General features: G+C 60.7%; 9 protein-coding genes. 4 read left to right on the top strand and 5 right to left on the bottom strand.

All coding sequences use genetic code 11. The features are described 5' to 3' along the window. Positions 1-23 precede the first annotated feature (23 nt). Genes ygfZ through NPX02_RS07715 form a run of 3 tightly spaced genes read left to right on the top strand, consistent with a single transcriptional unit; the run spans position 24 to position 2,208 of the window. Positions 24-1,067, top strand: a complete 1,044-nt coding sequence (gene ygfZ / locus NPX02_RS07725; RefSeq protein WP_260292914.1) for a CAF17-like 4Fe-4S cluster assembly/insertion protein YgfZ — start codon at positions 24-26, stop codon at positions 1,065-1,067. A gap of 60 nt (positions 1,068-1,127) precedes the next feature. Beyond that, positions 1,128-1,391 carry a hypothetical protein gene (locus NPX02_RS07720; RefSeq protein WP_260292913.1) on the top strand — a complete coding sequence of 88 codons (264 nt, stop codon included), beginning with the start codon at positions 1,128-1,130 and terminating at the stop codon, positions 1,389-1,391. Next, positions 1,375-2,208, top strand: a complete 834-nt coding sequence (locus tag NPX02_RS07715; protein ID WP_260292912.1) for an HDOD domain-containing protein — start codon at positions 1,375-1,377, stop codon at positions 2,206-2,208. The genes NPX02_RS07720 and NPX02_RS07715 overlap by 17 nt, the downstream gene beginning before the upstream one ends. 228 nt (positions 2,209-2,436) lie before the next feature. On the opposite strand, the gene lysS is transcribed toward NPX02_RS07715, so the two are convergent. Next, positions 2,437-3,933 (bottom strand): lysine--tRNA ligase, encoded by a 1,497-nt coding sequence (lysS, locus tag NPX02_RS07710; protein ID WP_260292911.1) that lies wholly within the window; start codon positions 3,931-3,933, stop codon positions 2,437-2,439. Positions 3,934-4,266: 333 nt separating this feature from the next. Further along, positions 4,267-5,365, bottom strand: a protein-coding gene (gene prfB, locus NPX02_RS07705) for a peptide chain release factor 2 (RefSeq protein WP_260292910.1) whose coding sequence is annotated in 2 segments (ribosomal slippage) — positions 4,267-5,289 and positions 5,291-5,365 — 1,098 coding nt in all. Because the reading frame shifts where the segments join, the coding sequence is not laid out codon by codon here. 369 nt (positions 5,366-5,734) lie between these two features. On the opposite strand from prfB, the gene NPX02_RS07700 reads away from it, so the two are divergent. Further along, on the top strand, positions 5,735-6,781 hold the full coding sequence (locus tag NPX02_RS07700) for a cyclic nucleotide-binding domain-containing protein (protein ID WP_260292909.1): 1,047 nt from the start codon (positions 5,735-5,737) through the stop codon (positions 6,779-6,781). A 528-nt stretch (positions 6,782-7,309) separates the two neighbouring features. Here NPX02_RS07700 and NPX02_RS07695 read toward each other — a convergent pair. Genes NPX02_RS07695 through NPX02_RS07685 form a run of 3 tightly spaced genes read right to left on the bottom strand, consistent with a single transcriptional unit; the run spans position 7,310 to position 12,660 of the window. Then, a complete protein-coding gene (locus NPX02_RS07695; RefSeq protein ID WP_260292908.1) occupies positions 7,310-11,302 on the bottom strand; it encodes a LamG domain-containing protein in 3,993 nt (1,330 codons plus the stop codon). Between the two features lie 3 nt (positions 11,303-11,305). Continuing rightward, positions 11,306-11,728 carry a pilus assembly protein MshP gene (locus tag NPX02_RS07690; RefSeq protein ID WP_260292907.1) on the bottom strand — a complete coding sequence of 141 codons (423 nt, stop codon included), beginning with the start codon at positions 11,726-11,728 and terminating at the stop codon, positions 11,306-11,308. Beyond that, positions 11,725-12,660: a prepilin-type N-terminal cleavage/methylation domain-containing protein gene (locus NPX02_RS07685; protein WP_260292906.1), complete on the bottom strand. Its 936-nt coding sequence runs from the start codon at positions 12,658-12,660 to the stop codon at positions 11,725-11,727. Before NPX02_RS07685 ends, NPX02_RS07690 begins: the two co-directional genes overlap by 4 nt. Positions 12,661-12,772: the final 112 nt, after the last annotated feature.

Below are 12,772 nucleotides of genomic sequence, written 5' to 3'. Positions count from 1 at the left end.
AGGGCACCCGAGGATCCAGCAACATGAATAGCCAATGGCAAAGCTTTCTTGAATCCCAGTCGGCGCAGATATCGGCGGAAGGCGAGGTCCGTTTTGTCTGCGATGACCCGTTCCCGGCCTGTGCCCTGTTCGACCTCTCCCATCTGGGGCTGATCCGGGTGGCGGGCGAGGATGCCCGTACCTTTCTCCAGGGCCAGTTCACCAACGACATCCGCGATGTAACCGAGAGCTGGAGCCAACTGAGCGCCTACTGTTCGCCCAAGGGACGGATGCTGGCCAATTTCAGGATCTTCCTGCATCAGGGTGACTACTTCCTGCAGATGCCGCGCGACACCTATGAAACCGTGCTGCACCGCCTGCCGATGTTCGTGCTGATATCAAAGGTCAAGGTGACCGACGCCAGCGATGAGATCGTCTCCATCGGCCTCGCCGGCGACTGTGCCGAAGGCCTGCTGCAACGGCAGTTTTCCAAGGTCCCCGACAAACCGGGCGAGGTGGCGCAACACAGCGGGATCACGCTGATCCGGCTGCCGGGCGAACCGGCACGCTTTCAGCTCAGCGGCACCCCGGAGGCGGTCGCCGCAAGCTGGAGCGAACTGGCACAAGCGGCACAACCGGGCAACCGGGACTACTGGTCCCTGCTGGATATCCGCGCCGGCATCCCGACCATCTACCGGGAGACCAGCGACGCCTTCGTGCCGCAGATGACCAACATGCAGCAGATCGATGGCGTCAGCTTCACCAAGGGGTGTTACACCGGACAGGAGGTGGTCGCCCGCATGAAATATCTGGGCAAGCTGAAACGGCGCATGTACCTGGCCTCTGTGGATACGGACACCCGGCCGGTACCGGGAGATGAACTGTTCGCACCCGGCAGCGCATCCGGACAGGGCGCGGGCAAGGTGGTGGACGCCCGGCCCGCTCCCGGCGGCGGTTTCGACCTGCTGGCGGTGACGGAGATCAAGAATTTCGAACAGGATAATCTGCACCTGCAGGGCGACACCGGGCCGAAACTGAAGCTCGGCACCCTGCCCTACGGTTTTGATGAGACTGATGCGCCCGGCTGAATCGGATCGTGATCAGCGCAGCCGTTCAACCTGGAAAACGCAGTTGGACGCGAAAAAAGAGTGGTATCCATTGTGGTGCATGGCGTAGAGAAAAATGGCATGGTCACCTTATTGGTGATGAGCCATTTTTCTCATAGCCAGGTGCCGCAAGGGGTGCCGCTGCTTTTTGTGATCCAACTGCGTTTTCCAGGTTCAAGTATCCGGGGCATCTTCCGATACAGTGATAACAACAACACCGGGTCTGACCGGTCGCCGGATGTCCGGCGGCCCGCCTGCCGCACCCGCCAATTGGGACTGAATTACCGATATGATTGGCAAAGCTGAATTTCTCGAGTCACTCCAGACCGCCATCAAAGAGAACAAGATCACCCTGCCGACGCTCCCGGAAGTCGCCCTGAAAGTGCGTGACGCGGTGGAGCAGGAGAACATCACCGCCCACCAGATAGCCGACATGGTGGGCACCGATGCGGCCCTCTCCACCCGGCTGCTGCAGGTCGCCAACAGCCCCCTCTATCGCGGACGGGTGCCGATCGAGAGCATCCAGATGGCGGTGACCCGGCTCGGTTACAAGCTGGTTCGCAGCCTGGTGGTCAGCCTGGCCATGAAACAGATCTTCCAGGCCACGTCCGACACCCTGGACGTCCGGTTACGCCGTATGTGGGAGCAGAGCGTGGAGATTGCCGCCATCAGCCGCGTGCTGTCCCAGAACCTGCCGCACCTGGACAAGGAGCAGGCGATGCTGGCCGGTCTGATCCACAACATCGGCTCCCTGCCGATTCTCACCTGGGCCGAGGCCTATCCCGAGCTGATGGAAGACGAGGTGGAGCTGGACAGCCTGGTAGCCGAGCTGACCCCCAGCATCGGCACCCAGATCCTGGAGTTCTGGGGCTTTCCCGAGACCCTGATCAAGGTGGCGGCCGAGGCGCAGAATCTCCAGTATGACGGCGGGCCCCAGGCCGATTATGTGGATGTGGTGATTGTCGCCCGGCTCCAAGCCCTTCCCGCCGAGGACATCGGCGGCATGGCCAACTGGATCAACGTACCGGCGTTCCTGAAGGTGGGGCTCGACCCGGAGGTTGAATTGATCGAGATCGAGGGCGTGGCCGAGGATATCGAATCGATACAGGGTGTTTTTCTCTAAATACCCGCCAACCTTCAAAATAGAGAAAGCTATTAACCGAAAGGCGCGGAAATCGCGAAAATGAGTGTTTGTCAGACCGTAGGTTGGGGTGAGGAACAAACCCCAACATCATGGCGCACGCATGCAACACCGTTGGGGTTCGCAGGCTCACCCCAACCTACGACTGTTTTTTCGTGTGGTTCGCGTTTTTCGCGGTTAATAAAAAATATTTAAATTCCAGACGCTCAATCACTCCGCCCGCATGTGCGGGAACAGCAGCACGTCGCGGATCGACGGCGAGTCGGTGAACAGCATCACCAGCCGGTCGATACCGATGCCTTCACCGGCGGTGGGCGGCAGACCGTGTTCCAGGGCGCGCACATAGTCGGCATCGAAGTGCATCGCCTCGTCATCCCCCGCCTCTTTCTCCTCCACCTGCATGCGAAAACGCTCCGCCTGGTCCTCGGCGTCGTTGAGCTCGGAGAAGCCGTTGGCGATCTCGCGCCCGCCGACGAAGAACTCGAAGCGGTCGGTGACAAAGGGATCGTCATCATTGCGCCGTGCCAGGGGTGATACCTCGGTGGGGTAGGCGGTGATGAAGGTGGGATTCATCAGCCGGTGCTCCACCGTCTTCTCGAAGATCTCGATCTGCACCTTGCCCAGGCCGTAGCTGGCCTTCAGCGGGATACCGAGGGATTCCGCCAGGCCACGCGCCTGTTGCAGATCCTCCAGCTGTTCGGCCCGGACAGCGGGATTGAAATGGAGGATCGACTCCTTGATCGACAGGCGGGCGAACGGCTGGCCGAAGTCATAGCGCTCGCCCTGGTAGCGGATCACCGTATCGCCCAGGATCTCACGGGCCAGACCGCGCAGCATATCCTCGGTCAGATCCATCAGGTCGTTGTAATCGGCATAGGCCTGATAGAACTCCAGCATGGTGAATTCCGGATTGTGCCGGGTCGAAAGCCCTTCGTTGCGGAAGTTGCGGTTGATCTCGTAGACCCGCTCGAAGCCCCCCACCACCAGGCGCTTGAGATACAGCTCCGGCGCAATGCGCAGGAACAGCTGCATGTCCAGGGCGTTGTGATGGGTGACGAAGGGGCGCGCCGTCGCGCCGCCTGGTATCGCCTGCATCATGGGGGTCTCCACCTCCATGAAATCCTTCCGGTTCAGATAACCACGGATGTACTGGATCATGCGGGTGCGCAGGCGGAAGGTGTCGCGCGAGGACTCGCTCATGATCAGGTCCAGGTAGCGCTGGCGATAACGCTGCTCCTGGTCGGTCAGGCCATGGAACTTCTCCGGCAGCGGACGCAGGGATTTGGTCAGCAGGGTCAGCTCGTCACAGCGCACCGAAAGCTCGCCAGTCTTGGTCTTGAACAGCTGGCCCTCGGCACCGATGATGTCGCCGACATCCCACTCTTTCTTGTAGATATCGTTGTAGAACCCCTCCGGCAGCGTATCGCGCTGGATGAACAGCTGGATGCGGCCGGACATGTCCTGCAGATGGGAGAAGCTGGCCTTGCCCATCACCCGGCGGCTCATCATGCGCCCGGCCACCCGCACCCGCACAGCCAGTTCTTCAAGCTCCTCCGCGCTCTTCTCGCCATATTCGGCGTGCAGTTCACCAGCCACCACATTGCGACGGAAGTCGTTGGGAAAGGCGATGCCGCGCTCGCGGATCTGCGCCAGCTTTTCGCGGCGCTGGGCAATTAGCTTGTTTTCGTCCTGGATCTGTTCACTCATGGTAAAAACTCGTTGGTTGTTGCGTCAGAGAAGGCTGCGGGAGCATCAGACCAAACGCGTAAAAAGATAACCTGATTACTCACCTGGCTCAGCCACGATCAGGAAAATATTAGCCGCGAATGAACGCAAATGAACGCGAATTCTATTAATTTCCATGTACCTCGTGTCCTTGTCGGAAGGGCGTCATTCATTTTCAGATAGAGACCCGTTCCATTGCTCACTGGTCAGTTAATTGGTTTTGTTATTATTTGCGTCTATTCGCGTTTATTCGCGGCTTGATTAACAATATTCGAACCTGACTGAGAATTGTGGGTAATCAGGAAAGATAATCGGTCAGAAGCCGCTCTTGAGACTCGCCTCAAGAAACAGATCCAGCCCGCCATCCAGCACCGCCTGGGTATTGCCGGTTTCAACCCCGGTACGCAGGTCCTTGATGCGCGACTGGTCGAGCACATAGGAGCGGATCTGGCTGCCCCAGCCGATATCGGATTTGCTCGCCTCCAACACCTGCTGATCAGCATTGCGCTTCTGGATCTCCAGCTCATACAGCTTGGCCTTGAGCTGCTTCATCGCCTGGTCCTTGTTCTTGTGCTGGGAGCGGTCGTTCTGACACTGCACCACGGTGCCAGTGGGGTTATGGGTAATGCGCACCGCCGACTCGGTCCGGTTGACGTGCTGCCCGCCGGCGCCGCTGGCGCGGTAGACGTCGATACGTAGATCGGCGGGATTGATGTCGATCTCGATCGAGTCGTCGACCTCCGGGGAAACGAACACCGCCGCGAACGAGGTGTGGCGCCGGTTGCCGGAGTCGAAGGGCGATTTGCGCACCAGCCGGTGCACGCCGATCTCGGTGCGCAGCCAGCCGAAGGCGAACTCACCCTCGAAACGGATCGTGGCCGACTTGATGCCGGCCACCTCGCCGGGCGAGACCTCCATCAGTTCGGTCTTGAAACCACGGTGTTCGCCCCAGCGCAGATACATACGCAGCAGCATCTCGGCCCAGTCCTGCGCCTCGGTGCCGCCGGAACCGGCCTGGATGTCCAGGAAGGCGTTGGCGGCATCCATCTCGCCGGAGAACATGCGACGGAACTCCAGCTCGGCGACCTGTTTCTCGAACCTTTCGAGATCGGCCACCACCGAATCCACCGTCTCGGCATCGCCCTCTTCCACCGCCATCTCCAGCAGGTCGGCGGCCTCGTTCAGTCCGTTGACCAGTCCGTCCAGGGTGAGTACGATGGCCTCAAGTGTGGCGCGCTCCTTGCCGAGCGACTGGGCATACTCGGGATCGCCCCAGATGTCGGGATCTTCGAGCTCGCGCAGGACCTCGGTCAGGCGCTCCTGCTTGCGGTCATAGTCAAAGGTACCCCCTAAGGGACTCCGAGCGCCCTCGTAATTCACTGATTTTATTAGTGATGGGATTGAGATCCTGCATGGTCTACCTCGAACGAAACGGAGGGCGAATATTACACCAGAAAGGGTAGCGACGGAAACCGTCCGGAATTCATATTCCACAGTAACTACTCACCCGGTCTGTAAGTGACTGGCCTGCCTTGCCGGCCTCACACGATGGCTTGTCTACTCGAATCCGGCCCCTTTTTCAGCGCCTGCCCAAACTCGCTCCGCTCAAACAAGGGCAGGCTTGAATCTGAAAAAGGAGCCGGATTCGAGGCGCCATCAAGATCGGCCAACAAGGCAAGCAAATCACCCCGTGAGTAGTTACATTACACAATCATTCCGCTTGCTCCTCAGGCACTATTCTCGTAGTGTAAAGCGCATTCCACTGAGGCTTTCTGGATGATTTATGGAACTGGATCTCAATAAATTTCGCACCCTGATTCCGGTCAATGCCCTCTATGAGGACAATCTGCTCTATCTGGCGGAGCAGGCCCACGTCGAGCGCTACCTGCACGGCGAACAGGTTTTCAATATCGGGGACAATGATCCGGACAGCCTCTTCCTGATGTCCGGGGAGCTCTGCCTCACCTCGCCCGAGGGCGAGGAGATCCGGGTATCCGCCGGCTCCGACCGGGGGCTGCATGCGCTGGCCAGTCGCAAACCACGCCACTACCGCGGCGTGGTGGTGTCGCAGGCGGCAACCGTGGTCCGCTTCGACTCGGCCCTGCTGGAGCGCCTGCTCGCCTGGGGACACTTCTCGCCGGAGTTTTCCATCAACAGTCATCCCGAACCCACCGGCGGTCCCAGTGCCGAGGAGAGCGAGTGGATGATGTCGATGATGCAGACCACCGCCTTCACCCGGCTGCCCGCGGCCAACATCCAGGATCTGTTCTCGCGCATGGAGGAGGTCGAGGCCCGGGCCGGAGACCTGATCGTCAAGACCGGCGATCCCGGTGACTACTATTACGTGATCAAGCAGGGCCGCTGCCGCGTCACCCTGCCCTCCGATACCGGCGAGGTGGTACTGGCCGAACTCGGCCCCTGCAGCAGCTTTGGCGAGGAGGCATTGATCACCGATTCGGTACGCAATGCCAATGTCTCCATGTTGACCAACGGGAAACTGATGCGCCTGGCCAAGGAGGACTTCCTGCAGCTGCTGGAGGCCCCCCTGCTACAGTGGATCGACTATCCGACCCTGACCAGGATGGCCGCCGACGGGGCGGTGCGCATCGATGTACGGTTTCGCCGGGAATTCGAGCACAACGGCCTGCGGGGCAGTCTCAACATCCCGCAGAATCAGCTGCGGGCGGCCATTCCCGAGTTGGACAAGAGCAAGAAATACATCGTCTACTGCGACTCGGGACAGCGAAGCGCCACCTGCGCCTTCCTCCTCAGCCAGCAGGGCTTCGACGTCTACGTACTGGAAGGTGGACTCTCGGCTATTCGAAGCTGATGCCCAGCGCGGCAGGCGGATCTTGTCTGCCGAATCCGCGATGCGATATCCCACGCCGCCCACGGGGCTCTCTCTGACTGAAGAAGCACCACGGATGGACACGGATATACACGGATTTGGGGATAAGGAAGCTGCTCGACAGGTAGTTGGCCGTGCGGGGGCATACTTTTGCCCGGCTTAAGGGTGAACCCATCTGTGTCTATCGGTGTGAATCCGTGGTTCGAATAGGCAGGTAGGGTGGGCACGCTTTTTGTGCCCACGCGGACACTACAACACAGATGACAGCGTGGGCACAGCGCGTAGGGTGGGTTAGCGGCGCACAGGCACTTCACTTCCAGTCCACAACAGCACCCGGGCGCCGCGTAACCCACCGATGCCTCAATCGTCAAACGGTGGCTCACAGCGCACTCGGCAAATACGGCCGGGTATCCCCCACGCATGGTGCCCTGCCCGCTTGATGGGTTACGTCGTTCCTCCTTCACCCATCCTACATCTCAATGTTGTTGTATCCGGGAGCAATCACCAACGCTAGTAGGTTTCCCGCTGATAGATGAGTCCGCCGGGACGGCTGAACACGCCGAAGGTGGCCTTGGCCGAGGGATCCGCCATCCCCGCGCCGCTCCAGTCATACTTCAACCAGAGTGGCACTTCCACCTCCACCACAGTACTCCCGGCATTGCCCTGCCCCGACGGCTGCAGGTGCAGATTGAATTCGCCCGCCAGCGGCGGCTGGACAAACTGCAGTGAAGGATTACTCAGGTCAATCGCCGCAAAGGCGCCGGCCACGGCGGCCGGTGCATAAATGGCGGTATTGCGACTGCCCCCGGCGATCACTACCTGTCCCAGCGGGTCGTTCAGAGTCATCGTCACTCCGGTGGTGCAGGTATCGGCGCCATTGACCACAAAGCCGCTGGCGGCTCCGGCATAGTATTCCACCTGCAGCGGCACCCGCAGCGGCAGCAGTTCCGAACCCTGGGCATTTTGCATCGCCATGCGCCCGTGGCGTAGCTCCACCCCGGTCGGGGTGAAATTTTCGGGCAGTCCGGTAGCGCTGACGCCGTCGTCATCCGTTATGCCCTGCACCGCCAGCTGCACATCGCTGGTGAAGGGGGCCACCCGGTCGTTGCTGGTGCGGCCATAGGTGAAGGTATCCCCAGCCAACACGAATCCCAGCGTGCCGTCGCCGTTATCGGTCAAGGAAGGCGTGCCAACTTCCCAGCTGAGTCCCACCCTGGTCACGCCATCCGCGCCCAGCTGGCTGCCATCACTGGTGATATCGGGTATATCGATACCGGTCATCGGGAGCTTCATAAACGCCCCGGTGTAATTCCGCGTGATGTCCCCACTGCTGTTTCTGGCGGTGATGATGGCGGTCGGTAACTGCAGCGCGGCATAGCCTATGGGTGTGCCCGCATAGCTGAAGCTACCGGCCGGGCAGCTGTTTTCCAGCACCCCCTGATCGGTGATGCTGAAGCTGAAATCAGCCGGTATGAAGCGTCCGATATAGGGCGAACAGAGCTTCACCGACTCGCCGAGGAAGGGATTGAGACTATCCTCCTGAAGCTGGATGATGCCCACCTCGCTATAAGCGACATTACCCTCGTCGACACTGGTTGCCCCAGCCGGGATGGCGGCGTCCCCGCCCCCATGGGTCAGGGTGCCGGCGTTGCCCCCGACAGGTTGTTGCAGATCGGCACCCGCCTGGCCGAAGGTCCAGGCCGGCAGCCGGGCATAGGCCCCGGGATCGGCAAGGGTCGGGCTGGAACAGCTGTCCCAGATGCCGTTATTGTCATTGTCGCGTCCCGACACCCAACGCAAGCTCCTGTAGCCGAGGGTAAACGCCTCCCCCGCCCCCTTGAACGCCGTCCCAGCGGCACTCTGCGCCCGGGGATTGCCCGTCGCATCGGCGTACACCGCCAGGGGTCGAACCACGAAGCCGTTGCTGGTATCGCTGGCGGCCACCGTCTCCCCGGTCGGGATGCCGTCCGGGTCTACCACCGGTATCGCCATCTCCACCCGCAACTGATATCGGCCCGCGTCCTGCGAGTTGAAGCTGAAGGGGGCGGTGCCGTTGCCGTCGAAGGCGAGCTGGAGGGTCTGGCCGCCGCCGGCGGCAGTCAGGTTGGCACTACCCACACCGGTGACGCTGAGGGCGTTATCCCCCAATCCTTCACTGGCCACCGGCACCAGGTAGCTGACCACGGCATCCAGGGTCTGGTTAGCGACACCGGCAACGCAGGCGCCGGTCTGGTCATCGGTCCGCACCACCCGCACCCGCTGGACCGCGGCACCGTAACCGCTGTTCGAGGGCTTGCCGGCGATTTGGGTGGAAATCATGCTCTCCGCGGCCCCGTCGCCATCGTCCCCGTCGATGAGGATACCGGTAGCGGCGAAGGTGACTTCGCAGGGATTCCCACCGCCACTGTTACTGCATTGCGTGTCGCCGGTTGCCGTCGGCGAGCTGGCGCTCGCATCCAGCACCACGGTGCCCACCGTGGTACGGCTCAGACTGACACTGGCACTACCGCCGCTGAAGGTAACCGGGTCCGCGTTCCAGCCCGAGGCGGGGGAGCTGAAATCAAGCGTCACCTCACCCGTATAGAGATCGTTACAGGCCGCATCGACACAGGCCCTGACGGTGACCGTCTCGCCTGTACAGGTGAGTCCCTGGCCGTCGTGCTCGAGGCGGATATGATCCAGCCCGGCTGCCGCGCAAGGACGGGTCTCATCTTTGACCGCCTGTATCTGACTCTGGGTGAGCGCATCAGAGTATATCCGCACCTCATCCAGGCTGCCGTTAAAACGCCAGTTGGGAACCGCCTCACCGCCAGCGGCATCGTTCTCGCCTGCAAGGCTGGCGGCGCCTGGATCACTACCCCAGGTCCCGGTGTAAACCGAACTGGTGCTGCCGTTATTGAGTCGCACCGCCACACCATCCACATAAATCATGCGCGTCCTGGCCGTCACATCATGTACTGCTGCCACGTGGTGCCAGGTGCCTGCCGAAATCACCGCATTCTGAGTATCGACGCTAATCGGGTTTACCTGACGGGAGAAAAAGCGCAGTTTTCCATCACCGCCATCACCCAGACTAAAGGCAAATCCGCCACTATTGTTCTGGTCATCGGCAAAGATGCGTTGATCCTTGCCGAGTTCGTTCGCCCTGACCCAGGCGGTGATGGTAAAACTTCCGGTGAGATTGGGCAGACCCGGCAAATCGACATAATCATCGACCCCGTCAAAAGTGCCATAACGGCAGGTGCCTGGACTGCCGGGTACGGCCGGGGTGGTTGCGGCCGTTGCTGCGCCATTGCGAGCCGTTCCGTGATAACCATTGCCGGTCGCATCCTGCACCTGCCCCCAACTGGCCTCATCCATGCGCCACTCGGCCAGTCGGGGTGTCGGAAATTCAACGACGAACCAGCCGATGGTTGCTTCATGCAGGTCACTGTTGCGTTGCAGGGTGAGGGTATTGCCGGTCAGACCCAGGGTAAAGGCGGTTACGCCGGGGATATCATCGCCCTGGTATTTGGTACGTCCCATATTCTGACCACCGGCCGGTTGCACCGAACCCAGGGCAATCGAAAGGTTGGGATTGACAGGAGACAGCAAAGCCGTTTCGGTGAGGGTGTTTTTAGAAACCTTGGTGACACCGGACTGCACCAGGGTGCCGTCACTGAACTCGATCACCTGCCAGCCGATCTCCGGTATGGAGACGTTTCCCCCCTCACGATGACGGGAAAACAGCAATGTGTCACTGTCACTGAATTCAGCACTCAGAGTATGGCGATTGATCTGCTTGGCATCAGCGGCAATCCTGTTCCCGGCCAATACAATACTTCTGCTCAAGCCGACCGGATTGATGGCGACTGTCTGGTCGTTCTTATTGGAAGCAATCGTCGTGGTACCGCGCTGCACCTGGATATCGGCCGCATCGGTATACTCGATCACCTGCCACCAGACACGGTGGTTGCTGGTCGATGCGCTGCTGCGCAGCTGAAGATTGTTGATGGCCGTCAATTGCATAAAGACCGGGTCATCGGTCCCCCAGGTACTGTGCGACCCATTGATGGCCTTGGACCAGGTGACAAATGATTGTTCCAATGAAGCCAACTGGATAATTGGAATATTGACCGTTGCGCTATTCTGATACACCTCGCCACGCTGGACATTTACCCCCGAGGCAAACTCCACCAGATACCACTGGATATCAATAGGATCGCTGCGGGTAGTCACGAACTCCAGCGAGCTGGCGGATCCCAGCCGTCCCGCGGCAGCCGAGCCACCGGGTCGATTGGAACTGTGTCGGGTCTGAAAGATCAGGAAAGCCTTGGCCGGATCGACGGTTGTGATGTTCACCGTGTGCGTAGCGGCGCTGTTGCTGGACAGGATGCCACTTTGCACCCGTTTCACCTCCGCCGCCTGGACCATCCCGATCTGCAAAACCAACAACAGGCTGAGTGATACCCATGGCCACCACGCCTTCAATGCTCCATATCCTGATTCAACATACCGTGTCATGCATCAGCTCCCGGTTACCGTGGCACGCAGCCGGCGTGAAACATAGTCCGTCGACCCGAAACTGCCCCGGCTCGCCTCGACCTGGACGTCGTAAAGGTTGTAACCGGTCGCACCCTCGGTTACCGGATAAGGCGTACAGGCGGTCATGGAAATCGTGAATCCTTCGGCAGTAAAACTGCTCGGCACGGCGGGACAACTGCTACCTGTGTTGATCTGGTACACCGCCCACTCCAGGCCACTGGCCGCCGCATACCAGGCGCGTACGGATTGCAACGACAGGGTAGTGGTGGTCTGCTGGGCGACATTCAGCCGCACCATGTAGCCGCCCAAGGCGGCCAGGACCACCAGTATGAACAGGGTGCTGATCAGGGAGAAACCCCGCTGTCCCACCGAACCCTGCATCGCATTGCCGCCCCATCTGCTCATGGCATATTTACCAGGTGGGCCTGCTGCAGCAGGGTGATGGATTCACTGCGCTCCTGGACCGTCAGCTCCAGGGTCACCAGCCCGTTACGGGAGGGGGTCCCCGGGGTGTAGGTAAAGCGGCAGGCGCTGACCTGGTCTATCAGCAGGGCATGCTCCGCCGGGTTGGGCTGGGCCAGCAGTTCGGCATGGCTGTCCAGGTCCTGCTGATCCGCCTGCAGGTTATAGCCCTGGTAGCGCCGCAGGGTTCCGCTGCCGGGATCGGGGTCACAGAGATAGGTGATGGGTGTGTCGACAATATAGAACCGCTGGTCGGGCGAGCTGGCGGGAAAGGCGGTCTGACCGCCGGTAAAACCACTGTTGATAAAATCGAGGGTGATGGGCACCAGCGTATTCACAGCCGTAACGGTGGCCGCATTGTCCAGGTTGTAGGCGTTGCTGCCGGGCAGCCCGGTGTTGTAGATCACCAGGCAGGCGGCATTCATGCTGGCGCAATCATTGGCATTGCTCCCCGACTGGATCAGGCCGCTGTTGGGTAACAGACCGAGCACCTCAAATTGGAAATCCACATCCGCCGGGTTGAAGCTGAGCTGTAACGGATCATCCACCGGGGCGGCCCGGTAGCGCCCCCCCGTGACCACATGCAGGAACTCCAGACAGCGTCCGGTACAGCCGATACGCACGCTGTTGGGCAGGGCGTCCCGCAGCTCCCGGGTCATCTGTACCAGGGCGGTATCGGCCCGGTCCACCAGCCGGGCGCGGCTGGCCTGGGACTGGTACATCTCCACCGGGCGCTGGATCAGCTGGGAGGCGGCCACGGCGATGACGCCACTGATCACGATCACCACCACCAGTTCGATCAGGGTGAAGCCGCGTTGGCGGTTGTACCCGGTGTCGGAGTGAGGCCGTACACGCCTTGCTTCGTCGCGCGGCAAGGTGTCGGAGTCGGGCCATGCACAGCCTCTGCGGTATGCCTGGACTCCTGCACGGCCCGACTCCGACACCTGAATCGTTCGCGGCGCCGCCGCTTTGCCTACGGAAAGAGTT

Origin of the sequence: Sedimenticola hydrogenitrophicus (assembly GCF_025175675.1) — a bacterium.
Lineage (GTDB): Bacteria > Pseudomonadota > Gammaproteobacteria > Chromatiales > Chromatiaceae > Sedimenticola > Sedimenticola hydrogenitrophicus.
The sequence above is the reverse complement of the archived record's forward strand: the minus strand, read 5'-3'. Positions and strand labels throughout refer to the sequence as shown.

What these genes read in the sequence shown, in the direction of transcription:
- NPX02_RS07715 (WP_260292912.1), top strand. Translation starts at nt 1,375, where the DNA reads ATGATTGGCAAAGCTGAATTTCTCGAGTCACTCCAGACCGCCATCAAA.
- NPX02_RS07700 (WP_260292909.1), top strand. Translation starts at nt 5,735, where the DNA reads ATGGAACTGGATCTCAATAAATTTCGCACCCTGATTCCGGTCAATGCC.
- NPX02_RS07690 (WP_260292907.1), bottom strand. Translation starts at nt 11,728, where the DNA reads ATGAGCAGATGGGGCGGCAATGCGATGCAGGGTTCGGTGGGACAGCGG.
- lysS (WP_260292911.1), bottom strand. Translation starts at nt 3,933, where the DNA reads ATGAGTGAACAGATCCAGGACGAAAACAAGCTAATTGCCCAGCGCCGC.
- ygfZ (WP_260292914.1), top strand. Translation starts at nt 24, where the DNA reads ATGAATAGCCAATGGCAAAGCTTTCTTGAATCCCAGTCGGCGCAGATA.
- NPX02_RS07695 (WP_260292908.1), bottom strand. Translation starts at nt 11,302, where the DNA reads ATGACACGGTATGTTGAATCAGGATATGGAGCATTGAAGGCGTGGTGG.